Origin of the sequence: Pseudomonas sp. Z8(2022), assembly GCF_025837155.1 — a bacterium.
Lineage (GTDB): Bacteria > Pseudomonadota > Gammaproteobacteria > Pseudomonadales > Pseudomonadaceae > Aquipseudomonas.
In genome coordinates, this window is record NZ_CP107549.1 from 2,848,308 (window position 1) to 2,874,764 (window position 26,457).

The 26,457-nt window shown below is 63.5% G+C and carries 24 protein-coding genes; 6 read left to right on the forward strand and 18 right to left on the reverse strand.

From position 1 onward, the window contains the following. Positions 1 to 60: 60 nt before the first annotated feature. From alaS to OEG79_RS13625, 15 genes are all read right to left on the reverse strand, one after another. A complete protein-coding gene (alaS, locus tag OEG79_RS13555) occupies positions 61 to 2,685 on the reverse strand; it encodes an alanine--tRNA ligase (RefSeq protein WP_264145516.1) in 2,625 nt (874 codons plus the stop codon). A 123-nt stretch (positions 2,686 to 2,808) separates the two neighbouring features. Continuing rightward, positions 2,809 to 3,813: a low-specificity L-threonine aldolase gene (gene ltaE, locus OEG79_RS13560; protein WP_264145517.1), complete on the reverse strand. Its 1,005-nt coding sequence runs from the start codon at positions 3,811 to 3,813 to the stop codon at positions 2,809 to 2,811. A gap of 148 nt (positions 3,814 to 3,961) precedes the next feature. Next, a complete protein-coding gene (gene astE, locus OEG79_RS13565; RefSeq protein ID WP_264145518.1) occupies positions 3,962 to 4,975 on the reverse strand; it encodes a succinylglutamate desuccinylase in 1,014 nt (337 codons plus the stop codon). A 17-nt stretch (positions 4,976 to 4,992) separates the two neighbouring features. Then, positions 4,993 to 5,271: a topoisomerase II gene (locus OEG79_RS13570; protein WP_264145519.1), complete on the reverse strand. Its 279-nt coding sequence runs from the start codon at positions 5,269 to 5,271 to the stop codon at positions 4,993 to 4,995. 56 nt (positions 5,272 to 5,327) lie between these two features. Continuing rightward, the gene (astB, locus tag OEG79_RS13575) at positions 5,328 to 6,674 is read right to left on the reverse strand and encodes an N-succinylarginine dihydrolase (protein ID WP_264145520.1); all 1,347 of its coding nucleotides are present in this window, start codon (positions 6,672 to 6,674) and stop codon (positions 5,328 to 5,330) included. Continuing rightward, positions 6,674 to 8,137 carry a succinylglutamate-semialdehyde dehydrogenase gene (astD, locus tag OEG79_RS13580; RefSeq protein WP_264145521.1) on the reverse strand — a complete coding sequence of 488 codons (1,464 nt, stop codon included), beginning with the start codon at positions 8,135 to 8,137 and terminating at the stop codon, positions 6,674 to 6,676. The genes astB and astD overlap by 1 nt, the downstream gene beginning before the upstream one ends. A gap of 63 nt (positions 8,138 to 8,200) precedes the next feature. Beyond that, complete coding sequence (astA, locus tag OEG79_RS13585; protein WP_264145522.1) at positions 8,201 to 9,217, reverse strand: arginine N-succinyltransferase; 1,017 nt, start codon at positions 9,215 to 9,217, stop codon at positions 8,201 to 8,203. Between the two features lie 82 nt (positions 9,218 to 9,299). Then, on the reverse strand, positions 9,300 to 10,316 hold the full coding sequence (gene aruF / locus OEG79_RS13590; protein ID WP_264145523.1) for an arginine/ornithine succinyltransferase subunit alpha: 1,017 nt from the start codon (positions 10,314 to 10,316) through the stop codon (positions 9,300 to 9,302). Between the two features lie 124 nt (positions 10,317 to 10,440). Further along, a complete protein-coding gene (locus tag OEG79_RS13595; RefSeq protein WP_264145524.1) occupies positions 10,441 to 11,661 on the reverse strand; it encodes an aspartate aminotransferase family protein in 1,221 nt (406 codons plus the stop codon). 483 nt (positions 11,662 to 12,144) lie between these two features. Then, entirely contained in the window at positions 12,145 to 13,125 is a 981-nt protein-coding gene (argR, locus tag OEG79_RS13600) for a transcriptional regulator ArgR (protein ID WP_026041958.1), read from the reverse strand. Positions 13,126 to 13,180: 55 nt separating this feature from the next. Beyond that, positions 13,181 to 13,945 carry an ABC transporter ATP-binding protein gene (locus tag OEG79_RS13605; protein ID WP_264145525.1) on the reverse strand — a complete coding sequence of 255 codons (765 nt, stop codon included), beginning with the start codon at positions 13,943 to 13,945 and terminating at the stop codon, positions 13,181 to 13,183. 28 nt (positions 13,946 to 13,973) lie between these two features. Then, entirely contained in the window at positions 13,974 to 14,672 is a 699-nt protein-coding gene (locus OEG79_RS13610) for an ABC transporter permease (protein ID WP_264145526.1), read from the reverse strand. An 11-nt stretch (positions 14,673 to 14,683) separates the two neighbouring features. After that, positions 14,684 to 15,373, reverse strand: a complete 690-nt coding sequence (locus OEG79_RS13615) for an ABC transporter permease (RefSeq protein WP_264145527.1) — start codon at positions 15,371 to 15,373, stop codon at positions 14,684 to 14,686. Between the two features lie 181 nt (positions 15,374 to 15,554). Continuing rightward, positions 15,555 to 16,328 (reverse strand): ABC transporter substrate-binding protein, encoded by a 774-nt coding sequence (locus OEG79_RS13620; protein ID WP_264145528.1) that lies wholly within the window; start codon positions 16,326 to 16,328, stop codon positions 15,555 to 15,557. A gap of 500 nt (positions 16,329 to 16,828) precedes the next feature. Continuing rightward, positions 16,829 to 18,532, reverse strand: a complete 1,704-nt coding sequence (locus OEG79_RS13625) for an amidase (protein WP_264145529.1) — start codon at positions 18,530 to 18,532, stop codon at positions 16,829 to 16,831. A gap of 210 nt (positions 18,533 to 18,742) precedes the next feature. On the opposite strand from OEG79_RS13625, the gene OEG79_RS13630 reads away from it, so the two are divergent. Continuing rightward, positions 18,743 to 19,096, forward strand: coding sequence for a hypothetical protein (locus OEG79_RS13630; protein ID WP_264145530.1), 354 nt, complete (start codon positions 18,743 to 18,745; stop codon positions 19,094 to 19,096). 61 nt (positions 19,097 to 19,157) lie between these two features. Further along, on the forward strand, positions 19,158 to 19,547 hold the full coding sequence (locus OEG79_RS13635) for a GFA family protein (protein ID WP_264145531.1): 390 nt from the start codon (positions 19,158 to 19,160) through the stop codon (positions 19,545 to 19,547). A 10-nt stretch (positions 19,548 to 19,557) separates the two neighbouring features. Here OEG79_RS13635 and OEG79_RS13640 read toward each other — a convergent pair whose 3' ends face one another. Continuing rightward, entirely contained in the window at positions 19,558 to 20,262 is a 705-nt protein-coding gene (locus OEG79_RS13640; protein WP_264145532.1) for a class I SAM-dependent methyltransferase, read from the reverse strand. Positions 20,263 to 20,459: 197 nt separating this feature from the next. Between OEG79_RS13640 and OEG79_RS13645 the strand changes: the two genes are divergently transcribed. From OEG79_RS13645 to OEG79_RS13655, 3 genes are all read left to right on the forward strand, one after another. Continuing rightward, on the forward strand, positions 20,460 to 21,521 hold the full coding sequence (locus tag OEG79_RS13645; protein WP_264145533.1) for an AI-2E family transporter: 1,062 nt from the start codon (positions 20,460 to 20,462) through the stop codon (positions 21,519 to 21,521). A 255-nt stretch (positions 21,522 to 21,776) separates the two neighbouring features. Further along, positions 21,777 to 22,322: a hypothetical protein gene (locus OEG79_RS13650; RefSeq protein ID WP_264145534.1), complete on the forward strand. Its 546-nt coding sequence runs from the start codon at positions 21,777 to 21,779 to the stop codon at positions 22,320 to 22,322. Between the two features lie 133 nt (positions 22,323 to 22,455). Then, positions 22,456 to 23,016, forward strand: a complete 561-nt coding sequence (locus tag OEG79_RS13655; RefSeq protein WP_264145535.1) for a type 1 glutamine amidotransferase domain-containing protein — start codon at positions 22,456 to 22,458, stop codon at positions 23,014 to 23,016. Between the two features lie 40 nt (positions 23,017 to 23,056). Here OEG79_RS13655 and OEG79_RS13660 read toward each other — a convergent pair whose 3' ends face one another. Then, positions 23,057 to 23,800 carry a sulfite exporter TauE/SafE family protein gene (locus OEG79_RS13660; protein ID WP_264145536.1) on the reverse strand — a complete coding sequence of 248 codons (744 nt, stop codon included), beginning with the start codon at positions 23,798 to 23,800 and terminating at the stop codon, positions 23,057 to 23,059. Between the two features lie 234 nt (positions 23,801 to 24,034). On the opposite strand from OEG79_RS13660, the gene OEG79_RS13665 reads away from it, so the two are divergent. Next, the gene (locus OEG79_RS13665; protein WP_264145537.1) at positions 24,035 to 25,807 is read left to right on the forward strand and encodes a S8/S53 family peptidase; all 1,773 of its coding nucleotides are present in this window, start codon (positions 24,035 to 24,037) and stop codon (positions 25,805 to 25,807) included. Positions 25,808 to 25,811: 4 nt separating this feature from the next. On the opposite strand, the gene OEG79_RS13670 is transcribed toward OEG79_RS13665, so the two are convergent. Further along, complete coding sequence (locus OEG79_RS13670; RefSeq protein WP_264145538.1) at positions 25,812 to 26,381, reverse strand: DUF1285 domain-containing protein; 570 nt, start codon at positions 26,379 to 26,381, stop codon at positions 25,812 to 25,814. Positions 26,382 to 26,457 lie beyond the last annotated feature (76 nt).

The window sequence follows — 26,457 nt, forward strand, 5'->3', positions numbered from 1 at the left end:
CGCATCGGGTCACACTGCCAAGGCCCGCCGGACGCACTGCGGGCCCCGCTTTCACGCTACCTACGAAGCCTGCTCGACCAGCGTCGCTGCCAGAGCCAGGGCCTCATCCAGCTTGCCGGCATCAACGCCGCCACCCTGGGCCATGTCCGGGCGACCACCGCCCTTGCCACCCACGACTGCTGCGGCCTGACGCATCAGGTCACCAGCCTTGAGCCTGGAGGTCAGGTCCTGGGTGACACCGGCAACCAGCACCACCTTCTCCTCGAACACGCCACCAAGCAGGATCACTGCGCTGCCCAGCTTGTTCTTCAACTGGTCAACCAGCGCCAGCAGTGCCTTGCCGTCCAGACCATCGAGACGCGCTGCCAGCACCTTGGTGCCCTTCACGTCCACGGCCGAACCGGCCAGATCGTTGCCCGCAGCACTGGCGGCCTTGGCCTTGAGCTGCTCCAGTTCCTTCTCCAGCTGGCGGTTGCGCTCGATCAGCGCCGACAGCTTGTCGAGCACGTTGTCGCGGCTGCCCTTGACCAGAGATGCAGCTTCCTTGAGCTGCTCCTCGGCGCCGTTGAGGTACGCCAGCGCCGCTGCACCGGTGACCGCCTCGATACGGCGCACGCCTGCAGCCACACCACCTTCGCTGGTGATCTTGAACAGACCGATGTCGCCGGTACGGGAAACGTGGGTGCCACCGCACAGCTCGACGGAGAAGTCCCCGCCCATGCTCAGTACGCGTACCTGGTCACCGTACTTCTCGCCGAACAGCGCCATGGCCCCCTTGGCCTTGGCGGTTTCGATATCGGTTTCCTCGGTCTCGACAGCCGAGTTCTTGCGAATCTCGGCATTGACGATGTCTTCCAGGGCGCGGATCTGGTCCGGCTTGATCGCCTCGAAGTGACTGAAGTCGAAACGCAGACGCTGGCTGTCGACCAGCGACCCCTTCTGCTGCACGTGCTCGCCGAGCACCTGACGCAAAGCTGCGTGCAGCAGGTGGGTGGCGGAGTGGTTCAGCGCGGTGGCCTGGCGCACGGACGCCTCTGCTTCGGCCTTGACGCTGGCGCCCACGGAGAGGCTGCCCTTGGCGAGCACACCGTGATGCAGGAAGGCACCGCCAGCCTTGGTGGTGTCGCGCACGTCGAAACGCACGCCGGCGCCTTCCAGGTAACCGCAGTCACCGATCTGACCACCGGACTCGGCGTAGAACGGGGTCTGATCCAGCACCACTACGCCCTCTTCGCCTTCGGCGAGACTGTCGACCGCAGCGCCGGCCTTGAACAGGGCAATAATCTTGCCGCTGCCGCTGGTGCCTTCATAGCCGAGGAAGCGGGTATCGGCGTCGACCTTGACCAGGCTGTTGTAATCCATGCCGAAGGCGCTGGCGGAACGGGCGCGTTCACGCTGCGCTTCCATCTCACGTTCGAAGCCTTCTTCGTCCACCGACAGCTCGCGCTCACGGGCGATGTCGGCAGTCAGGTCGACCGGGAAACCGTAGGTGTCGTACAGCTTGAACACCACGTCGCCAGGAACGACGCTGCCTTTCAGTTCGGCCAGGTCCTGCTCGAGAATCTTCAGGCCCTGCTCCAGGGTCTTGGCGAACTGCTCTTCTTCGGTCTTCAGCACGCGCTCGATGTGTGCCTGCTGCTGTTTCAGCTCAGGGAAGGCTTCGCCCATCTCGGCCACCAGGGCGGCGACGATCAGATGGAAGAAACTGCCCTTGGCGCCCAGCTTGTTGCCGTGGCGGCAGGCGCGACGAATGATGCGGCGCAGCACGTAGCCGCGGCCTTCGTTGGACGGGGTTACGCCGTCGGCGATCAGGAAGCTGCAGGAGCGGATGTGGTCAGCCACCACCTTCAGCGAGGCCTGGCCTTCGTTGGCGCAGCCAATGGCCTTGGCCGAAGCCGCCAGCAGGTTCTGGAACAGGTCGATCTCGTAGTTCGAGTTGACATGCTGCAGCACGGCGCTGATGCGCTCCAGGCCCATGCCGGTGTCCACGCTCGGCGCCGGAAGCGGGTGCAGTACGCCGTCCGCGGTGCGGTTGAACTGCATGAACACGTTGTTCCAGATTTCGATGTAACGATCACCGTCTTCCTCCGGGGAACCGGGTGGGCCGCCCCAGATGTGTTCGCCGTGGTCGAAGAAGATCTCGGTGCACGGGCCGCACGGGCCGGTATCGCCCATCGCCCAGAAGTTGTCGGAGGCGTACGGCGCACCCTTGTTGTCACCGATGCGGATCATCCGCTCGGTAGGGATGCCGACTTCCTTGGTCCAGATGTCGTAGGCCTCGTCATCGGTGGCGTAGACGGTGACCCAGAGCTTTTCCTTGGGCAGGTTCAGCCACTTCTCGGAGGTGAGGAACTCCCAGGCGTAATGAATGGCGTCGCGCTTGAAATAGTCGCCAAAGCTGAAGTTGCCCAGCATTTCGAAGAAGGTGTGGTGACGCGCGGTATAACCGACGTTCTCCAGGTCGTTGTGCTTGCCGCCGGCACGCACGCACTTCTGGCTGGTGGTGGCGCGGGTGTAGGCACGCTTCTCCAGGCCGAGGAAGCAGTCCTTGAACTGGTTCATGCCTGCGTTGGTGAACAGCAGGGTCGGGTCGTTCGCCGGGATCAGCGAGCTGGAAGCGACACGGGTGTGCCCTTTTTCTTCGAAGAAGCTCAGGAAGGCTTCACGGATTTCTGCGCTTTTCATAGGGGTATCCACGGAATCAGGCGGCCACGGCAAAAGCCGGCAAAGGGCCGCATTATATCGGGCCTGTCGCTTGCGGCTAGTACCTTGTTGATAGCCGACAGCTATGGACTGTCGGCATCTTGTTCAATGAGAGCGAAAAGCGGCAAAAGCCTCGATCACCTGCTCGGTCTGCTCGGCACTGACGTCCAGGTGCGTGACCAGACGCAGGCGCGGCGCGGCAGTGACCGCAATGCCGCGTTCGGCCATGAAGGCCTTGATCTGCCCAGCACGCTCGCCGAGCTGCACATAGACCATGTTGGTCTGCACCGGCTCGATGCGGTAGCCCAGCTCGGTCAGTGCAGCGCCCAGGCGCGCCGCATTGGCATGATCCTCGGCCAGACGCTCGACCTGATGCTGCAGGGCGTATAGCCCAGCCGCCGCCAGCACGCCCGCCTGGCGCATGCCACCACCGACCATCTTGCGCAGGCGCCGCGCCCTGCCAATCAGCGCAGCGCTGCCGCACAGAACCGAACCGACCGGCGCGCCAAGGCCCTTGGACAGGCACACCGAGACCGAGTCGAAATGCCGGGCGATCTCGCGTGCCGGCACACCCAGCCTGACCGCTGCGTTGTACAGACGCGCCCCGTCCAGATGCAGCCCCAGACCACGGCGGCGGGTAAACTCACGGGCAGCCGCCAGGTAATCGAGCGGCAGCACCTTGCCCTGCATGGTGTTTTCCAGCGCCAGCAGACGGGTGCGGGCGAAGTGGAAATCGTCCTCCTTGATCGCCGCTTCCACCTTGGCCAGGTCCAGCGAACCGTCCGCCTCGCCCTCGATCGGCTGCGGCTGGATGGAGCCGAGCACGGCGGCACCGCCGCCCTCGTACTTGTAGGTATGCGCCTGCTGGCCGACGATGTATTCGTCGCCGCGCTCACAATGCGCCATCAACCCCAGCAGATTGCTCATGGTGCCGGTAGGCACGAACAGCCCGGCCTCGAAACCAAGCTCCGCCGCCAGCCAGGCCTCCAGGCGGTTCACCGTGGGATCTTCGCCATACACATCATCGCCCAGCTCGGCAGCCAGCATGGCTTCGCGCATGGCGGCGGTAGGTTGAGTCACGGTATCGCTACGCAGGTCGATCATGGGCATGACAGGCTTCCCGATTTGTTAGGCGAAAAGCCCATGCTAAAGCGCTCACTCGTATGGTGACAGATACAGTTGAGCGAGAAAGCGCCTTGCCAAGGCCACATTCTGAACGAGTTCCAGGAAGGCGTGCTCGCAGCGGATTGCAGCCAGGCTACACCAGACCGGCACCATCGTCAGGGACGATGAGAATGGCGGCGCGCAGTCCATTTCTGACCTTGGGATTGGGAAAGATGATGCGCGCACCCTGCTCTTCCACTATCCAGCGGGTGTCGGCGATATCTTCAGCGAGCAGGTAGCCAGGCTCCAGTTCGGTGAAGTTCTCGATATCCGCCGGCAGGTGCAGCTGGAAGCTGTCGCTGTGCTTGATGACCTCACGCGAAACCGAGAACAGCTGCATGCCATCGAGTGTCGGCTCGCCCGTGATGACCTCGCGCCCCTCGATCAGAGCGTGCAACGCGTTCTCCAGCAGGTCGAGGTTGACCAGCTGGTTCTGTCCGAACGCACGCGCCTTGCCCAACTCCAGGGTGAAGGCCTCGGCGCCGAGCTGCGCGTAGGTGTAGGCGCTGAAGGTGATCGACGGCTTGTTCTGCAACAACACCGCCTCGATACCGGCCGCGCGCAGGCGCTCCAGCTCGCGACGCGAGTGGCTGCGCCCCTCCTGCCAGGGATACAGAGCGAACTGCTCGATCCTGGAGCCACGGATGGCGGTGTGCAGATCATAGTGCAGGCGCGTACGACCGCTGTCCCTGCCGAAGAAACTGGCCGCCAGGTGCTCCAGATCACAGGCCCTGATGGCCTCGAAGCCGCTGGACTGTTCGTGCCGGCCGTTGAACAGGCGATTGAGATCCTGCTCGACATAACGCTCACCGCGCCGTATGGCCTCGGGGTTGCCGAACAGAAAGAGAACGCGCGCCGCCGGACGCAGCTCGTTGCGTGCGATGCCGCGCAGAAGACGGTCGAGCAGCTCGATGGGAGCGGTTTCGTTGCCGTGGACGCCCGCTGACAGCAGCAGATCGAGGCCATTGTCGCGCGCTGCAGGCGGGGTCACCTCCAGCGCACCTTCGTCCAGCCAGCGCAGGCGCGTGCCATCGGGGGTCAGTTGAATCTTCGCCGACGGCTCATGGCCGGCCAGGGTCAGTTCAAGCAGTTTGCCGAGGGCAAGCATCGGACACTCCTCAGGACTTAATGATTGCAGTCCGGACCATGCACATGATCATCGTCATCGGCGATCGCCGGCTCCATCTCCAGTTGCAGACTGACCAGGTTGGTGGCCTGCGGACGCAGCAGCAGGTTGGCGTACTCGGTATCGCCTTCCTCCACATCGACGCCGATCAGCAACTGATCGCCAACGGCCTGAACCCACAGCTCCTTGCCCTGCCAGACTACGGCGAAGCGGCTGCAGGAAGTTTCCAGTTGGGTGCCGTCGTTATCTTCAAGAATCAGTTGCAGCGCGTCGCTCATAGGATCTCCGGGAGAGTAGGTTGAGCGGATGTAACAAGCGACACCCGCCCTGAAGGTCAGTTCAGTTGGAAAGGATAGACCGAGCCCAGTTTAAGGATCTGCGTCAGCTCATCCAATGCCGTGCGGCATTCCGTCAGCAGTTGCGGGTCGGCCAGGTCGGCTTCGCTCAGACGGTCGCGGTAGTGCTTGTCGACCCAGGCCACCAGCGTATCGTGCAGCGCATCGCTCATCACCACACCCGGATTGACCGCAGCCAGCTCCTGCTCGTTGAGTGCCACGCGCAGACGCAGGCAGGCCGGGCCACCGCCGTTCTGCATGCTCTGCTTGAGGTCGAATACCCGCACCTCGCGGATCGGCCCGCCGCTCGTGGTCAGTTGTTGCAGATAGCGCCAGACGTTGGTGTTGTTGCGGCACTCTTCCGGCACTACCAGCAGCATGCTGCCATCGGCGCGCGTCAGCAGCTGGCTGTTGAACAGGTAGGAGCGTACCGCATCCTGCACACTGACGGCGGAGCCCGGTACACACACCGCCTGGAAATTGCCGCCGCGCCGCGCCAGCTTGTCGCCCAGTTCGGCGAGCACCCTGTCGGTATCGAGGAAGGCGTCCTGGTGATAGAACAGCACCTCACCATTGCCCACGGCGATCACGTCGTTGTGGAACACGCCCTGATCGATCACCGCCGGATTCTGCTGGGCATAGACCACGCCCTCCTCGCTCAGCCCGTGCAGGCGCGCGACCGCCTGACTGGCCTCCAGGGTCTGCCGCGCCGGGTAGCGGGCCGGCGCCGGGTAGCGTGTATCGAAAGCGCTGCGCCCATAGACGAAGAACTCAACCCCGGCATCGCCATAAGCCTTGCAGAAGCGCGTATGGTTGGCCGCGCCTTCGTCACCGAACTGCGCTACTGCAGGCAGTGCCGGGTGATGGGCGAAGTGCGCCTGGTTGGCGAACATCGCCTGCAATATGCGGCTGGTGGTCGGGTGTTCGATGCTGCGATGGAACTTGCAGTTGAGATTGGCCGCAGTGAAGTGCACGCGCCCATCGGCCGTATCGGCACTGGGGCTGACGGTGCAGGAATTGGCCGTCCACATGCTCGATGCCGAACAACTCGCCACTAGCAACGGCATGGCTTCGCGCGCAGCCCGCTGGATCACCTGCGCATCACTGCCGGAAAAACCCAGGCGACGCAGCGCGGCGACATCCGGGCGCTCCTGCGGAGCCAGCACGCCCTGCTTGAAGCCCATGTCCATCAGCGCCTTCATCTTCGCCAGGCCCTGCTTGGCGGCTTCCCTGGGGCTGGATACGGACTGGCTGTTGCTCTGCGAAGCCACGTTGCCGTAAGACAGCCCACCGTAGTTGTGGGTCGGCCCGACCAGGCCGTCAAAGTTCATTTCATAGGCCGACATCACAGAGTCACTCCCGGGGTCAGGGTCGCGGGCAGAGCCAGGCTTTCGCTTTCCAGCCCGGCAACCGGGTAGGCACAATAGTCCGCGGCGTAGTAGGCACTGGCGCGATGGTTGCCCGAAGCGCCGATACCGCCGAATGGTGCAGTGCTGGCGGCGCCGGTGAGCTGCTTGTTCCAGTTGACGATGCCGGCGCGGCTTTGCAGCCAGAACTGCTCGAAGCGCGCGCGCGAGTCGGACAGCAGGCCCGCAGCCAGACCGTAAGCGGTGGCATTGGCTTCGGCGATGGCAGACTCGAAGCCGTCGTAGCGGATCACCTGCAGCAGTGGGCCGAAGAACTCCTCGTCAGGACGTTCGGCAACAGCGGTGACATCGAGAATGCCCGGTGTGAGCAGCGCGGCATCGGCCTTTGGCTGCGTCATTGCCAGCAGCGCCGTGGCGCCGCCTGCCAGCAGATTCTGCTGCGCCTGCATGAGCTGGGCGGCGGCCTGCAGGGAAATCACCGAACCCATGAAGGGTGCCGGCTGCTCATCGAAACGACCGACCCTGATCTGCCCGGCAACCTGCACCAGACGCGCCAGCAGGGCATCGCCCCACTCCCCCTGCGGCACCAGCAGACGGCGGGCGCAGGTGCAGCGCTGGCCAGCCGAGATGAAGGCGGACTGGACGATGGTGTAGACGGCGGCGTCGACATCGCCCACCTGATCGACGATCAGTGGGTTGTTACCGCCCATCTCCAGCGCCAGGATCTTGTCCGGGCGGCCGGCGAACTGGGCATGCAGCAGGTTGCCGGTGCGGCTGGAGCCGGTGAAGAACAGCCCGTCGATACCGGGATGGCCGGCCAGCGCCACACCGGTTTCACGGCCGCCCTGCAGCAGGCTGAGCACGCCTTCGGGCAGCCCCGCCTCGATCCAGCATTGCACGGTCAGCTCGGCGACCCTGGGCGTCAGCTCGCTGGGTTTGAACAGCACGCAGTTGCCGGCCAGCAACGCCGGCACGATATGCCCGTTTGGCAGGTGCCCCGGGAAGTTGTAAGGCCCGAACACCGCCACCACACCATGCGGTTTGTGCCGCAGCACGGCCGTAGCGTCGCCCAGCGGACTACTCTTTTCGCCGGTACGCTCGCGGTAGCTCTGGATGGAAATGGCGACCTTGTTGATCATGCTGGTCACTTCGGTGGCCGCTTCCCACAGCGGCTTGCCGGTCTCTTCGCCAATCGCCCGCGCTACCTCGTCGGCACGCGACTTCAGGCAGGCGGCAAAACGCTCCAGCACGGCGATACGGCCATCCAGGGAATGTGCCGCCCATAGCGAAAAGGCTTCACGCGCAGCGGCAACGGCTGCGTCTACCTGCGCGGCAGAGGCGCCCTGCCCCTGCCAGAGCACGGCCTGACTGACCGGATCGAGCGACTGCAGAGACTCGCCCTGGCCGGGCTGCCACTGACCTGCAATGTAATGAGTGTTCATCTTGTTCTACCACTCCCAGCATTTTCCGGCGGCCAGCCTGGGCCACCGGGCAAAACCAATGACTCAGCCGTGCGCCGCCAGCGGCACGGCACGTACCTGATCACCAGCAGAAAGGCGCAGGCGCTTGGCCGTCAGCGGATCGACCACCAGCGTGCCGGCCGCCAAGCGCGCAGGAGCAGCAGTAATGCGGCAGTCCTGACACTTGCGGTTGTGCACCAGGAACGGTTCGGCGTCGTCGCCTGGCGTACCGATGGCCAACACCAGATTCTGGCTGTCGCGCACGGCGCGAATCTTCGCGGTTTCCGCCTCGATGGCAGGCCCCGCGTCGAAGATGTCGACGTACCCCTGATAGCTGAACCCCTCGGCCTTGAGCATGGCCAGCGCCGGCTCGGTATCGGGGTGCACCCGGCCGATCACGGCACGCGCACTCTCGGACAGGAAGCAGGTATAGAGCGGAAACTTTGGCATCAGCTCGGCGATGAAGGCCTTGTTGCCTACGCCGGTGAGGTAATCCGCCTGGGAGAATTCCATCTTGAAGAAATGCCGGCCGAGGCTTTCCCAGAAAGGCGAACGCCCGCGCTCGTCGGACATGCCGCGCATCTCGGCGATGATCTTGTCACCGAACAGTTCGCGAAACTCGGCGATGAACAGAAAGCGCGCCTTCGACAGCAGGCGACCATTGAGGCCATTGCGATGATCGGCATGCAGGAACAGCGAGCACAGCTCGGAGTTACCGGTCAGGTCGTTGGCCATGAACAGCGTCGGCACCTGGCGATGGATGTTCAGTTCCTGCGAGGCGCTGACGGTCAGGCCGACCCGGTAGTTGTACCAGGGTTCGCGCAGGCCGACAGCACCGGCCACTGCGGAAATGCCCACCACCTGGCCGTCATCGGTCTCCAGCACGAACAGGTAGTCGGCATCGGCACGTTCGGCCTCGCCGCGAAAGGCCTTCTCCGCCCAGCCGACCCGGTGCGCCAGGCGCTCCTCGTTGGCCGGCAGCGTGGTCAGGCCAGCGCCGGTGCTGCGAGCCAGGTCGATCAGGGCAGGCAAGTCGGCACTGCGCACGGGACGAACGATCATAAATCCTCCAGATTTCTCAAGAGCACCGCCGGCACTCTCATCTGCCCACGAAGGGCGCTCTCTCCAGTCGGAGCAGAGCCTGTCAAACCGCTACCAGCCTGACGCTGGCGCCTTCACCGACACCCAGTGTCTCGGCCGCTTCCGCACTGAGCACCACGGGCTTGCCCGGCACCCAGTCAAGGTCGGCGACGATGGCGCGGAAATCCTGCAGCTGGCCGTTGCTGACCAGATACTGACGGCCACCGGCCTCGGCCTCACCGATGCGCACAGGCACCAGGCGGCTCTGGGCGATGCTGCGGATGCCCGACGTGCGCGCATGCAGTGTCGGGCCACCGTCGAAGATGTCGATGTAGTGATCGGTCTCGAAGCCTTCGCGCATGAGGATGTCGAAGGTGATCTGCGCACGCGGATGCACCTGGCCCATGGCTTCCTGCGCCTCGTCGGAGAGCAGCGGCACGTAGATCGGGTAATGCGGCATCAGTTCGGCGAGGAAGGTACGGCTCTTCAGGCCGCACAGACGCTCGGCCTCGGCGTAGGTCATGTCGAAGAAATTGCGCCCCACCGCATCCCAGAACGGCGAATCGCCGTTCTCGTCGCTGTGGCCGACGATCTCCACCACCACCGCATCGGCGAAGCGTTCCGGATGCCCGGCCATGAACAGCAGGCGTCCGCGTGAGTTGAGCTCGGCGAACACGCTGCTGACCAGCGGACGCTCGACATAGAAGCTGGTGAGCAGGCTGTTGCCCGTGAGGTCATGACACAGCGACAGCACGTGGATCTTGTTGTGGATCTTCAGCTCGCGCGAGTTGTGCACGAAGGTTTCGTTGCGAAAGCTGTAGAAGGGCTCGGAATAGCCTGCCGAGGCGACGATGCCGGAACAGCCGACCAGTCGGCCGCTCTTGGTGTCCTCAAGGACGAAGAAGTAGCTTTCCTCGCCGTTGAAACTGACTTCGGCGGCGAAGGATGCCTCCGAGGCGGCGATCTTGTCGCCCAGCCGGCCTGCGTCATCCGGCAACGAAGTGACACCCACCGGGCTGTCAGCAGCCAGTCGCTGCACGTCCGCCAGGTCCGCCATTTGCGCAGGGCGCATCACCAGCATGGGTCACTCCTTCTAAACTCGGAATCTATAGGACTCGCAGCCAGGGTCAGGCGGACAACCGTGGGAGGCGCTTCAGCGGCGATTGTCGCGGCTAAAGCCCCTCCCACAGTCAGTCAGCAAGAGCTCAGGCCGTCGTCAGTTTGCTCAGCGCGCGCTCGAAACGGGCCAGGCCTTCTTCGATATCGGCGTCTTCGACCACCAGGCTCGGCGCGAAACGCACCACGTCCGGGCCTGCCTGCAGCACCATCAGGCCTTCGGCCGAGGCGGCATCGAGTACCTGCTTGGCCTTGCCCTTCCACTCGTCGTTCAGCACGCAGCCGAGCAACAGGCCCATGCCGCGGACCTGTTCGAACAGGCCGAACTGCTTGCCCAGCGCCTGCAGACGGGACTTGAACCGTTCACTCTTGGCCTTCACGCCATCCAGCGTCTGGCGGGTATTGACGATATCCAGCACCGCCTCACCGACCGCGCAGGCCAGCGGGTTACCGCCATAGGTGGTGCCGTGGGTGCCAGGCGAGAAATGCTTGGCCAGGTCGGTGGTGGTAAGCATCGCGGCGATGGGGAAGCCACCGCCCAGGCTCTTGGCACTGGAGAGGATGTCCGGCACCACACCGTAATTCATGTAGGCGAACAGCTCGCCGGTACGACCCATGCCGCTCTGCACTTCGTCGAACACCAGCAGCGCATTGTGCGCATTGCACAGTTCGCGGGCGCCTTCCAGGTAGGCCTTTTCAGCCGGCAGCACACCGCCCTCGCCCTGCACAGGTTCCAGCACCACGGCGCAGGTCTTATCGGAAATCGCGGCCTTCAGAGCTTCCAGATCGTTGTACGGCACGTGGGTGATGCCCTGGATCTTCGGCCCGAAGCCGTCGGAGTATTTCGGCTGACCACCCACGCTGACGGTGAACAGGGTGCGACCGTGAAAGCTGTTGGTGGCGGCAATGATTTCGTGCTTTTCCGGGCCGAAGCGGTCATGAGCAACGCGACGCGCCAGCTTGAACGCAGCCTCGTTGGCCTCGGCGCCGGAGTTGCAGAAGAACACGCGCTCGGCGAAGGTCGCCTCCACCAGCTTCTTGCCCAGACGCAGGGCCGGCTCGTTGGTGAAGACGTTGGAGATGTGCCACAGGGTATTGGCCTGCTCGGTCAGCGCCGCAACCAGCGCCGGGTGGCAGTGGCCCAGTACGTTGACGGCAATGCCGCCGGCGAAGTCGATCAGCTCTCGGCCACTCTGATCCCGGACTCGCGAACCCAGGCCGCGCACGGGTACGAAGGCAGCAGGGGCGTAGTTGGGGACCATGAACTGGTCGAAGTCGGCGCGTTGCACCGCATCGTGCTGAACGGACATCAAAGCTCTCCTGATGAGAAATACCAGTCGCGGGCAGGCGACGAAGCGCCCGAAACGACAGGGAATGCAAGGATTGTAGGGACTGAATCGGGGCTGGCATTGTCGCCATGCGACAACTTCTTACAGCGCCACCCCAGGTTTTCCGCGGGTTTTCGTCCAAGCGACAGAAAGCGTCGGAAAGGCGCAGTTTAATCGCAGATCACGGCTCGGAGCACGCCGCAGGAGAAAATCTCCGTAGGCTGACCGTGCAGTATCGAAAGTCCTGCTCGCGTAGCACGGATGAAATCCGGGGCTGGCACCAATCTCCCCGGATTTCATCCGGGCTACGATTAGCTTTTCTCCCCTCTCCCGCTGCGGGAGAGGGGGCCGGGGGAGAGAGCCTATCGATACCGCCGAGTCGACTGCACCACCCTCTCCCCAGCCCTCTCCCATTAATGGGAGAGGGGGCAGATTGTGCACGCACGATGCACAACGAAAACCGTCTCAGCCGCGCTCGACCGGCGTGGAGGTCAGCTCGAAGGGGCTATTGCTGCGCCGCTGGTTGCGATCATCGCGCGGCGTGGCGCCGAAGAAGTTGCGGTATGCGCTGGAGAAGTGCGGCCCCGAGGAGAAGCCACAGGACAGGCCGATCTGGATGATCGACTTGCTGGTCTGCATCAACAACTGGCGCGCCTTGTTCAGACGCAACTCCAGGTAGTACTGGCTGGGCACACGATTGAGGTACTGCTTGAAGATACGCTCCAGCTGCCGGCGCGATACACACACGTGCTGCGCAATCTCGTCGGTGGTCAGCGGCTCCTCGATGTTGGCTTCCATCAGCAGCACGGCCTGGGTCAGCTTCGGATGGCTGGAGCCCAGGCGATTTTGCAATGGAATGCGCTGACGCTCGCCGCCCTCACGAATGCGCTCGACCACCAGCTCCTCACTCACCGCTCCGGCCAGTTCGGCGCCGTGATCGCGCGCCAGCACCGCCAGCAGCAGGTCGAGTACGGCCATGCCACCGCAGGCTGTCAGGCGATCACGATCCCAGTCGAACAGATGACTGGTGGCGATGACCTTGGGAAAGCGCTCGGAGAAATCGTCCTGCCAGCGCCAGTGGACTGCGGCACGATAGCCGTCGAGCAGACCGAGCTGCGCCAGCGGATAGACCCCGGCGGACAGACCACCAATCACACAGCCGCTGCGCACCTGCTGCTTGAGCGCGGCCGCCAGGCCGGCGGACACCTGCGCCGGCGGCGCATCGGCAAGCAGGAACAGTTTGTCCAGCCCCTCCAGGTGCCCGGCCCAGGGCTCGCCCGGGAGACGCCAGTCACCGGCCGCCAGCGGCTCGGCCTGAAGGAACACCAGTTCGTACACCACTTCCGGATGCACGCGCTGGGCGACGCGCAGGGCTTCTTCCGCCAGAGACAGGGTCAGGGCCTTGGTGCCGGGCCAGTAGAGGAAGCCGATTCGATGGGGGGTCATGAGTGTCTGTTCAAGGTCCGCTGCGCACCAGTTCAGTGCGCAGTCTAGCTTCTTATTACTTGAGACTGCCGGAAAGGAACTGCTGCAACCGCTCGGACTGCGGATTGGCCAGCACTTCCTTCGGACAACCGCGCTCCTCCACCAGCCCCTTGTGCAGGAATACCAGTTGGTTCGACACCTCGCGGGCAAAGCCCATCTCGTGAGTCACCACCACCATGGTGCGGCCTTCGGTGGCCAGATCCTGCATCACCTTGAGCACCTCACCGACCAGCTCCGGGTCGAGCGCCGAGGTCGGTTCGTCGAACAGCATCACTTCCGGCTCCATCGCCAGAGCCCGGGCGATGGCCACGCGCTGCTGCTCGCCACCGCTCATATGCGCCGGATAGGCATCCTTGCGGTGCGCCACGCCGACCTTGGCCAGGTAGTGCTCGGCCCTGTCGCGGGCTTCGGCCTTGTTCACACCGAGCACGTGCACCGGCGCTTCCATGACGTTCTCCAGAGCGCTCATGTGCGACCACAGATTGAAGTGCTGGAACACCATCGCCAGACGCGAGCGCATGCGCTGCAGCTGCCTGGCATCGGCGGCACGCAGCGAGCCGTCCTTGGCCGGTACCAGCTTCAGCTCTTCGTTGTTGAGCAGAATCCTGCCGGCATGCGGTTGTTCCAGCAGGTTCAGGCAGCGCAGGAAGGTGCTCTTGCCCGAGCCACTGGAGCCGATGATGCTGATCACGTCTCCAGCCTTGGCGGCCATCGACACGCCCTTGATCACCTCATGGTTGCCGTAGCGCTTGTGCAGGTCCTGAACTTCGAGTTTGTACATGTTCGGGGTCTCTTGAATCGTCATGACGTCAGGCCTTGCGCGGTGCCAGATACGCCAGCCAGCGGCGTTCGGCCAGCTTGAACAGGCGCACCAGGATGAAGGTCAATGCCAGGTAGAACAGACCAGCGGTGACATAGGCTTCGAACGGCAGGTAGTACTGCGAGCTGACGGTCTTGGCTGCGCCGGTGATATCAATAAGAGTCACCACCGAGGCCAGGCTGGTGGTGTGCAGCATCATGATCACCTCGTTGCTGTATTGCGGCAGCGCGCGACGCAACGCAGAGGGCAGCAGGATGCGCCGATACAGCTTGCCGCGCGACATGCCCATGGCCTTGGCCGCCTCGATCTCGCCGTGCGGCGTGGCCTTGAGGCTGCCTGCCAGGATTTCAGCGGTATAGGCACTGGTATTGATGGCGAAGGCCAGACAGGCGCAGAAGGTGGCGCTGGACAGGTAGGGCCACATGAAGCTCTCGCGCACGGACTCGAACTGGGCCAGGCCGTAGTACAGCAGGTACAGCTGCACCAGCATCGGCGTACCCCGAATCACATAGGTGTAGAGCCAGGCGGGGAAATTGATCAGTTTCCGTCTGGATACCCGCATGATCGCCAGCGGCACCGCCAGCAGCAGGCCCACGGCCAGGGCGACGAGCAGCAGCTTGAGGGTGACCAGCACGCCACCGAAGTAAAGCGGCAGGCTGTCGAGTACCACGTTGTAATCGAAAAGCATGGTGCCCCCCCTCAGAGCTCGGCGGCTTTCACGCCGACCGAATAGCGGCGCTCGAGATAACGCAACACCAGCAGCGAAACGCTGGTGATCGCCAGGTACACCGCCGCCGCCAGGAGAATGTAGGTGAACGGCTCGCGGGTCGCGTCACCGGCGCTCTTGGCGCGGGCCATCATGTCCTGCAGGCCGACCAGGGAAATCAGCGCAGTGGCCTTGACCAGTACCAACCAGTTGTTGGTAAGGCCGGGAATGGCCAGGCGGATCATCTGTGGCACGAGGATGCGCAGGAACACGCGCAGCGGGCTCATGCCATAGGCCATGCCGGCCTCTCCCTGCCCCTTGGGGATGGCCATAAAGGCACCGCGGAAGGTTTCCGACAGATAGGCGCCGTAGATGAAGCCCAGCGTACCGACACCTGCCACGAAGGGATTGATGTCGATGTAGTCCTCATAACCCAGCAACGGGGCGATACGGTTCACCAGATCCTGGCCGCCGAAGAAAATCAGCAGAATCAGCACCAGCTCGGGGATACCACGAATCACCGTGGCATAGGTCTCGCCCATCAGAGCCAGCCATTTCACCGGCGACAGACGGAAAGCCGCGCCAAGCAGACCAAGTGCGACGGCCACCGCCATCGACAGCAGCGCCAACTGCACGGTGAGCCAGGCACCGTCGAGAATGGTCGAGCCGTAGCCTTGAAGCATGCGCCAATACCTCTCAGGCACCGCAATGGCGCCGTATAGCACAAAGGAAACTGATGTCGCCGAGCGACGCACGACGCCTGAACGTCAGCACGGGCGGACAGGCAGATTCTTACAGGATGAGCCAAGAAAAAAGTGGCACAACCTCGGTAAAGGTTAGTGCCACTTCATCTGCCCGGAGCGCTTACTCGCCGTAAACGTCGAAATCGAAGTACTTGTCCTGCACTTCCTTGTACTTGCCGTTGGCGCGGATGGCCAGAATGGCCGCGCTGATCTTGTCGGCCAGCTCCTTGTCACCCTTGCGCACGGCGATGCCCTGCCCTTCGCCGAAGTACTTCACGTCGGTGAAGTCCGGCCCCACGAAGGCGAAGCCCTTGCCGCCGTCGGTCTTGAGGAAGCCATCATCGATATTCACCGAGTCGGCCAGAGTGGCGTCCAGACGACCGGACTGCATGTCCAGGAAGATTTCGTTCTGCGAGCTGTAACGCACGATCTCGGCACCGGCCGGGGCGAAGATTTCGGTGGCGTAACGGTCATACACGGAAGAACGCTGCACGCCGACCTTCTTGCCTTTCAGATCGACCAGCGGGTCCTTGATCTCGGTACCGGCCTTCATCGCCAGTTTGGCGGGAGTGGCGTAGTACTTGCCGGTGAAGTCGACGGATTTCTTGCGATCTTCGGTGATCGACATGGACGACAGCACGGCGTCGAACTTGCGCACCTTCAGCGCCGGGATCAGACCGTCGAACTCCTGTTCGATCCACTTGCACTCGACCTTCATCTCTTCGCACAGAGCGTTACCGATGTCGTAGTCGAAGCCGGCGATCTGACCATCGGGAGTCTTGAATGCGAAGGGCGGATAGGCCGCCTCGATGCCAATGCGCAGCGGCTTCTCGGCCAGCGCCAGGGGCGACATCAGGGACAGCGCCAGGGCGCCGAGCAGTGCGATCTTCTTCATTCTTTGCTCCTTCGAATTGGGTATGGCATCGATGGCAGTGAGGGGCCCGGGCCTTTTATGGATTGTAGAAGGCGGTGCTGCGCTGTCGTGTGGACAAGCGACAAAGGGGCCTTGGCTGGGTGAGCGGCATTCTAGCGGCAGGCATTGAGGCGATATTTCCTCAATGCGACAACTAATTACAGAAGCGCCGGATGCGACGGGGGCGGATATTGACAGATCGCAAAAGCAGTGATCAAGAACAAACACAAAACGTATATACAAAGCAATACTCGGGCCACAGATCGTTAAACGCCCGTTACATGGGCCTTTCAGCCTATGACGTCTGTCACGCAGCACTGAAAGGGGCACCTTATCGGAGCACTTGCGTTCCCTAAACGCCCAACCGGAGTGCGCGATGTTACCGCCTGCGCCCAGGCAATCCGCTGGCAGCTCCAGCGATTGCGGTGGCACAAGGCGGGCACACCCGCACTGTGCCTGCGCAATCGCGGCTAAAGCCGCTCCTACACCAGCGGCGGCGTACGCGGCGGCACCAGGCGCTTGCTGCCGGTCGACTCATAGGCCGCTGCCAGTTGCAGCAGCGCATTGTCGTCATAGGCACGACCGGCAAAGGTCAGGCCGACCGGCATGCCGATATCGGCCATCACGCCCATAGGCACGGTGACGGTGGGCACGCCCTGGTGGCGAATGGCGAGGTTGCCGTTGGCAACCCAGATGCCGTTGCTCCAGGCGATATCGGCAGATGCCGGATTCACATCGGCATCGGCCGGTCCCACATCGGCCACGGTGGGGAACAGCACCGCATCCAGACCCAGCTGATCCATCCAGTCCTCCAGATCGATCTTGCGAATCTGCTCCAGGCCGCGCAGGCCATCGGGCAATGTGGCGATCTGATCCCAGGGTTTGATGCCGCGCTTGGCCATGTTGACGTACTCGTCCATGCCCGCCGCCAGATCGCCCTCGCGGTTCGGCAGCGTGCCCGGGTCATGCGGGAAGATCTGCGGGCCATCCACATCGGCCAGGCGATTGAGTTTCGGGTCGCCATTGGCGCGCAGGAAGTCGTCGAAGGCCCAGCCGCTCAGCTCCCACAACTCGTCATGCAGGAACTCGGGCGTGACGATGCCGCGATTGAACACGGTCGGCGCACCGGGGCGGTCGCCCTCGCAGTTGGATACCAGCGGAAAATCCACCTCGATCACCGTGGCGCCGGCCTTTTCCAGCGTTGCACGGGCCTTTTCCCACAGCTCGATCACCGAGGCACGGGTGTGGATGCGCTGACCAGTTGGCCCGCCGATGCCGGGCGACTCGCTGGTGCCGGCCAGCTCGTCCTTGTTGACGAACATTTTCGGCACGCCCAGGCGCTTGCCCTTGAGCGCATCAGCCCTGGCCGCGAGGGCCAGGTAGGACTCGGGACGCACCTCGGAAGCCTTGGGAATCGGCACCCAGGGCTGCAGACGCCAGAGGTCGCCCCGGGTGTCCGGATCATCGGCCACCACCACGTCGAGCACTTCCAGCAGATCGGCCATGGTCCGGGCGTAGGGCACCACCACGTCCATCGTCGGCGTCAGCGGCCAGTTGCCACGTACCGAGATCACCCCGCGCGACGGCGTGTAGGCACACAGGCCGTTGTTGGAAGCCGGGCCGCGCCCACTGGACCAGGTTTCCTCGGCCAGGCCGAAGGCGGAGAAGCTGGCAGCAGTGGCCGTACCGGCACCGTTGGACGAGCCGGAAGCGAAGGGCGCGGTCAGGTAATCTGCGTTGTACGGGCTTTCGGCGCGGCCGTATACACCGCGCTGCATGCCGCCGTTGGCCATCGGCGGCATGTTGGTCTTGCCCAGACAGATGGCGCCGGCGGCGCGCAGACGTTCAATGGTGAAGGCATCGCGCTGGGCCACCAGGTCCTTGAAAGCCGGGCTGCCGGAGGCGGCCGTCAGGCCCTTGACCAGGTAGCTGTCCTTGGCGGTGTAGGGAATGCCATCGAGCGGGCCGAGGGTCTCGCCACGGGCACGACGCGCATCGGAAGCCTCGGCCTCCTTCAGCGCATCGGGATTGCGCACCACCACTGCATTGAGCTTGGTCGGCGTGTCCGGGCCATCGTAGGCATCGATACGTGCCAGATAGGCCTTGACCAGCTCGACCGCCGTGGTGCGGCCGGATTCGAGCGCGGCACGCAGCTCGGCGATGGAAACTTCGGTTACCTCGATCATGGTTCATCACTCATAGAAAACGGGCCGGCGCCTCATGGCCCCGGATATGAAAACAGCGCATTTGCGGCCGACGCTTGCAGGCAGCTTCAGCCGCACAACCATGCGCCCGATGATACATGCCGCCAGCCCCTGACAGCAGCCCACCCGGATGGCCAGACAACTCGTGGCCCTATACAGTCTCGACACTGCGCTACAGGTAAACCAAGGCTCATGACCCGCGAACAACGCATCCAGCTGTGGTCGGCATTGTCGGAGGTATTCGTCGACAACGAAGTCAACTACGGCTTCATCGCCCATCAGCTGCAAGGTCATGACCGTGCCACGACAGAAGCGGCCTTCTACGAGGACGTCGCTCCGGCCTGCTACACCAACCTGCTCACCCCGATCCCGCCGATCTGGACCGGCTTCGACAGCACCTGGCTCTGCGAAACCATCGAGCAGGCCCGAATAGCCCGCAAACGCTCAGCGCTGCGCCGCCTGCGCGACCGGATCTTCATCGCCTATCTGCGCCGCGTACTGAAATCGGAATGGGCCAAAATCACGCAAGAGGCGGATCGCCTGTAAGCCCAACCGCGATCTGCTGCTATGTTCAGTTCCTGCACGCCCAACCACTGGAGGACGAGAGATGGAACGACTCACCGGAGGCTGCCTTTGCGGCCAGGTACGTTTCGAAACCAGCGGCCAGCCTTATCGGGTCGGCGTCTGCCACTGCATGGATTGCCGCAAGCACCACGGCGCCCTCTTTCACACGTCGGCGATATTCCCGCAGGACGCCGTGACGATAGAGGGCGAGACCGGCCAGTACGCCGGCCGCCATTTCTGCCCGCGCTGTGGGTCATCGGTGTTCGGACGCTCGGCGGATGAAATCGAAGTGAATGTCGGCTCGCTGGATGAGCCGGACCGCTTCACCCCGACCTACGAACTCTGGACCATCCGTCGCGAGGCCTGGCTGCCGCCCTTCCCCTTTGCCCGGCATTACCCGCGCGACCGCGACACCGGCAGCCGCTACGAGTGACCGCGGCGTCTTACGCAAGCACCGCCCGCTGGCACACCCAACCGTGCATCAGCCCCGCCTGGAAGAACTGCGTCGGCGCCGTGAAACCGCCCGCCTGAATGATGTCGGCCACCTGCGGTGCCGGCAGCACAGCCACGTCACGTGCATAGGCCGCTCGCGCCCGTTCCAGCATCTGCGCATCGACGCCGGCAGACGACATCAGCGTCATCCAGCTGGGCAGCAGCACCTCGTAGTCGGACGATTGGGTGTCCGATGCCAGGTCGGCATTGGCCAACAGCCCGCCCGGCGTCAGGCGCTGGGCGATCTGGCGGAAGAAGCCGATACGCGCCTGTACCTCGGTGAGGAACTGCGAGACCAGAAAACAGGTGGCACCGTCATGATCCTGACCTGCCGCCAGCGTTTCCAGATAGCCCTCGTGATAGTCGCAACGATGCGCAAAGCCGCCACGCTCAGCGCGCTGGCGACACACATCCAGCATCGCCCCGGATGGGTCGAGTGCGGTGAAGCGCCAACCGGGAAAGCGTTCCGCCAGATGAGCGATCTCCGCCCCCGTACCGGCGCCCACGCAAAGAATCCGCGCATCGGCCGGCAAGCCGCCGAACAAGGCATCGAGCAGCAGATACAACGCCTCGCGAATCGGTGTCATCCCTGCCCATTGCCGGTCGTAGCCTGCCGCCTGCTGGTCGAACAGCGCCTTGATTTCCTCGTCACGCATGGCGAACCCTCCGTCGAATGATCGCACTCACCGGTTCCAGTATCCCAGAGCTGTCAAGTCCTCCCGCCGCCGTCACTGAAAGAGAAAGGGAATCGACCACAGCTCGAGGAGGCGGCTGATCCGCCAATGATCAATTCGCGGGCACTTTGCCAGAACCTCGGGGGACTAATGGGCATGCCCTCCCCAGCGGACCCGATATGCAGAACCCGACCTTCGAACAGAAAGCCTTCATCCTGCTGCTGATTCTGGTGACCATCGCCTTCTTCTGGATACTGCTGCCATTCTATGGCGCCGTGTTCTGGGCCGTGGTGCTGGCGGTGGTGTTCGCTCCGCTGCAGGAACGCCTGATCCGCCGCACGGACGGCCGAAACAATCAGGCAACCCTGTTGACCACGATCATCTGCCTGCTGGTGGCCATCCTGCCGGTGATCTTCATCATCTCGGCGGTGGTGGCCGAAGGCGCTTCGCTCTATCAGAGGCTGGAGTCCGGCGAACTGGATATCGGCACCTATGTCACCAGTGCCATCCAGATGCTGCCACCATCGATACAGGAGCAGCTGGACCGTGTCGGCATGAGCGACCTCGACGGCCTGCGCGAGAAGATATCGACCGGGGCCATGGCCGGCAGCCAGTACCTGGCCACCAAGGTGTTCGCCATTGGCCAGGGTACTTTTGAATTCTTCATCAGCTTCTTCGTCATGCTGTACCTGCTGTTCTTCCTGCTGCGCGACGGCAAGGAGCTGGTCTACAAGATCCGCAGCACCATTCCGCTGGCCGACACCACCAAGCGTCGCCTGCAGATCAAGTTCACCCGCGTGGTACGCGCCACCGTCAAGGGCAACGTGCTGGTAGCCGCAGTACAGGGCGCACTCGGAGGTCTGATTTTCTGGGTACTGGGCATCAGCAGCCCGCTGCTGTGGGGTGTGCTGATGGCGTTCCTGTCACTGCTGCCGGCAGCCGGTGCCGGGGTCATCTGGGTGCCGGTAGCCGTGTACCTGATGTTGAGCGGCAGCCTCTGGCAGGGCGTGATTCTCACCGCCTTCGGCGTACTGGTGATTGGTCTGGTGGACAACATCCTGCGCCCCATCCTGGTCGGCAAGGACACCCGCATGCCCGACTACCTGATCCTCATTTCCACCCTTGGCGGGCTGGCCCTGCTGGGCCTCAACGGCTTCGTGATCGGGCCGCTGGTTGCGGCGCTGTTCGTATCCAGCTGGAACCTGTTCGGCGGTAAGAAGAAGGTCAGGCTGCCGGACTGAAGCCAGCGGCATGCGCCATGCCGGCGGGCAGACAGGCGATTCGCGCACCTCGGTAACTACTGCTGCGTCGGGATCTTCGCTGCGCAGATTCGGAGCACCGCTGTGCAATGCCCGCCGTAATTGGCCTGACATGGCGAAGACGCCGAGTGGTTTCAGCTCCCCACCTGAGAAAAACACTGAATGACCGGGACGTCCGCAGTCTAAATCCTTGTTCCCCGCCCGTTTCTCCCCCAGCCAGACAGTCGAGCGACACCGATGAAGACCTCGCGAATCATCACCTCCGATACGCACGACAGACAACGCGAGACACAGGCGCAGCTGATGATTTTCGGCACCCCGAAGGAGCGCCTCGATTTCTATCGGCGGGAAATCCAGTACGAAACCAGTCTGCTGGCCGGGCGCACCAATTCCTATCTGACGGCGCAGTCGTTTCTGGTGATCGCCTACGCCTCGTCGATGGCCAATCTGAACGAAAACTGGGGAGCACTCTTCACCCTGGTGGTTCCGGCGCTGTTCACCCTGCTGGGCATCATCAGTTCCCTGCACGCCTGGCCGGGGATCAGGGCTTCCGCCACCATCATCGAGCACTGGCACTACAAACAGGAGCAGTTGTTGCGCGCCGATCCCGAGTTCGGCCACGCCTATGACGACTCCCCGTTGTTCAGCGAGCAGGAGGCCAGCAGGGAGAGCACCTACAAGTCGCTGCTGTTCTTTCTGCGCTCGCCCTGGCTATTCATCGTTTTCTGGAGCGTGCTGGGCGTGTTCTCCATCTGGTTGCAGCTGCCCTCTGCAAAGCTGTGACCCGGTCGGCTGGCCAGGCAGCGGTCAATCAGTTCGAACTTCTGCTTGTTGCGCCTTTCAATCCTGATACATGCGCGTTCGCCAACGCGATCACTCACTGCGCCAATCGGGCGCATCAGCGGAGGTATCGATCATGAGTTCGAATCTGCAAGGCAGGAAGGTACTGTTCATTACCGCCAACACCGGTATCGAGCGCGACGAACTGCTCAAGCCGATGCAGGCCCTGAAGGATCAGGGCGCGAGCGTCACCCATGCCAGCATCAAGGGCGGCGAGGCCGAAACCTGGCTGAAGGACAGCGAGAAGGACGTCAGCGTGCAGTCCGACACTCAACTCAAGGGGCTAAGCGCTGCTGACTATGACCTGCTGGTGATCCCTGGCGGCACGGTGAATGCCGACACCCTGCGCCAGGACGAAGATGCACAGCGCCTGGTGCAGGAATTCCGCGAGGCCGGCAAGACGGTCGCGGCGATCTGCCATGGCCCCTGGCTGCTGATCGATGCCGGCGTGGTGCCGGGCAAGGTGATGACGTCCTACTCCAGCGTGCGTCTGGACCTGGCCAACGCCGGTGCCAGCTGGGTGGACGCCGAAGTGCAGGTCTGCCCGGGGCAGAACTGGACGCTGATCACATCGCGCACCCCGGACGACATCCCCGCCTTCAACAACGCGATCAGCCAGGCGCTGCAGGCTGCCTGACCAGCCCCGCTGGCCGGCAGAGCACTGCAGCATCTGCCGGCTACAGCAGCCTGGCCAGCGACAGCACCACCAGAATCAGCCCGGACAGGCTCAACAGGCTCAGCAGCACCCGCCGAAAGCCCTGGTCGCTGACGCGCCGGTACAGACGCAGGCCGATCAGCGTCGGCCCCAGCACCGCGACGATCACCAGCGGGAACAGGCTCAGTGCCTCCGTGGTGATGGTGCCCGAGACCAGGTACACGGCCATCGTCAACAGGTGCATGGACAGGTTGAATCCCTGAATCACGCTGCGCTGAGTGTCGCGATCCCAACCCTTGAGCGCCGCCCACAATACCGGTGCCGGGCCGGTCAGGCCGCCTAGCCCGCCCATTACCCCGCCAACCACGCCGACACCGGCATTGGCGCAACGCCCGCCCCAGGCGATGCGCGGCAGTTCGCGGGACAACAGCATCAGCGGGCACCACACCAGCAGCAGGACGCCAACGCCCAGGCGAAACAGGGTCGGATCCAGCAGGTGCAGCAGCGCCACGCCCAATGGCACGCCCAGCAGGCCGCCGGCCAGCATCGGCAGCAGCAGCTGACGATTGAAGCCCTGGCGCAGCGACCGGATCGCCAGCAACTGACCGGTAAGCGAACCGCAGACGATCAACGGACCGGTCAGAGTGGGATCAAGCAGCCACGCCCAGACGGCCATCGCCACCAGGCCGAAGTTCGATCCCGAGAGTCCCTGCACGAAGCCGGCGAGCGCAGCGCCGAGCAACACGATAACGATGAGATTTTCCATGGGATCAGCGACCTGCTCCCCGCCTGGTTGGGTACTGCCTGAAATACGCCACCATCTTGGCCTCTGCCCTGCGTTCGGGCGGGCAGGATAAACGCGACAGGCTCGTTACGGAAACAGCGGCATCCGCAACTCATGCAGTGCAGATCACTCCCCTGCGAGCGCTCATGCGAGCTGAACAAAAGCCCGGCCAGGGCAGTCGGAAAATCACAAGCATCGCCAAGGAGGCCTCGTCCCATGCTGCCGAAAATCGCCTTGTTCTGCGCCCTCGCGCTGAGCGCCTGCTGCGTTGTGGCCAGCACAGAGCAACCGCTGCGCATCGAAGGTCTGCAGCGCTGCGGCAACCTGCTCGAACATGACCGCCAGCAATGGTGCATGCAGGTGCGCGGCCTGGGCGAGCAGATGCCGACGCTCAGGCTCGGCGGCACCAAGCTGCCGGCCTCGGTGATCGAGCGCAGCGAGAACGGCCTGCGTCTCGAGCTACGACGCGGCGAGCACCGCAGCGCCCCGCTGTGGCTGGAGGATGGCTCGCGTGCGAGCAACCCGGTCTGGCTGTCGCTCAACAGCAGCCATGTGGTCGCGGCTGGGCCGGACGAAGTGGCGAAGAACATGGACGGTCTGACCACCTACGTCGATCTGGTCAGCCTGCTGATCGAGGAGAAGCACGAAGGCCTCGATGAGGCCAGGCGCCTGGCGAAGAAATACGATGCCAAGGTGGTCGGCGCCATCCCGCCCCTGAATGTGTACCAGCTGCGCCTGCCGGTGAAGAACCTCACCGAACGCGATGCGCTGGTGCTGCGCATCGGTAATGAAACCAGCGTCGACGCCGTGATCGTAGAGGAAAGTGCCCCCGAACGTGGCGAGGAAAGTGAAGACCCGCGCAAGCCGGCGCGCAAACCGCAGAAAAACTCCGAAGAATGGGCGGCCAACCGTTTCATGGATGCGGTGAACTACTACCAGCGGCGTATTCCCGCAGGCGATTCGCCGATAGAAACCGAGCGGATCCGTGTTGGCGTGATCGAGCGCAACCTCGACTTCGACTCGCCTGACTTTGCCGACTACCTGGGTGCCTGCCCGGACGGCAAACCGCGCACCTGTTTGTATGCCCGGGACGCCGACGAGCCGGATAACCACGGCAGCACTGTCGCCGGCATTCTGGCCGCGCACTGGGACAAGGGCGGCAACACCGGTTTCCTGCGTGGGCTGGACAAGGCCAGCAATGGCTTCGACGTCATAGTCGAACGCAATTCCGATGCCGGCATCACGGCCAATATCGCCGCCTCGGTCAATCTGGTGGAAGACGGCGTGCGCGTTCTCAACTGGAGTTGGGGCATTCACCGCGTCGGCACGCGCAATGTCGAGGGCAACGAGATCGAATCACTGGTGCGCTCGGGCATCGCCATGAGCGGCTATGAGGAGTTGCTGGAGGAATTCTTCCTGTGGCTGCGCGAAGAACACCCGGACGTGCTGGTAATCAACTCCGCCGGCAACGGCGCTTCCTACTCCGGCAGAGACGAGTACCGCCTGCCCTCCTCATTCATCACCGAACAACTGCTGGTGGTTGGCGGGCACCAGCGCAGCAAGAAGGACGAAGTTGAAGTCGATGATCCGGGCTATGCGGTCAAACGCGACTCATCCAATGTCGACATGCGCGTCGATATCACCGCTGCGGCCTGTGCCCAGGCCTCGACTCATGAAGTCGATGCAACCGGCGATGTGCATTGCGGCACCTCCTACGCCACGCCACTGGTGACCGGTGTGGTCGCTGCAATGCTGTCGATCAACCCGCAGCTGCAACCGGAGCAGGTGCGCATGCTGCTAAGGCGCAGCGCCATGACCATCGGCGGCGAGTACGACTTCGAACCGATGGACGCCGAGGACCTGACCGCGCCCATTCTGCCGTCCGAACGCAACTACGAGCTGAGCGACGAGGACGTCGGCCGCTCAGCGCGTCTGGACATGCAGAAGGCGCTGGACCTGGCGGTGCAGAGCCGCGACCGCGTGCGTTGACCCCTCAGCTCGGTAGCGGACCGATGGGGAAGAAACGTCCGCTGCTCCACACACCCAGCCAGGGTTCTCCGTCGACTTCGCGCTCCACCGCCAGATCTACCAGTTGGTAGAACACATTGCGGTGAATCAGCGCCTCAAGGTTGCGCCGTACCAGAATGTAGGGCGAAGGTTCAAGCGTCACCAAGTCGATCTGCACACGAATCGGGTGCTCGTCACCGGCCACGACCTCGTCCTCGACATTGGTGGTGAAGCGCAGCACCTGTGCCTCGCCCTCACCCTCGACCTGCACGGTCACAGCAACGAAAGGCGCGTCCTCGACCTGGATGCCGACCTTCTCCACCGGAGTGATCAGGAAATAGTCGTCGCCATCGCGTCGGATGATGGTGGAAAACAGCCGCACCATGGGTTTGCGGCCGATGGGCGTGCCCTGGTAATACCAGGTGCCGTCACGGGCGATACGCATGTCGATATCGCCACAAAAATCGGGATTCCACAGGTGCACGGGGGGCAGGCCCTTGCCTTCGCCCTTGGGGATCTGCGCCAGCAGGTCGCCGGCCTTGCCTGGATCGCTCATGCTCTCTCCTCGTACATTGCCCGGCACGCCGGGTCAGACGAACGAGGATACATCATCGCCGTGCTCGCCTTGGCTG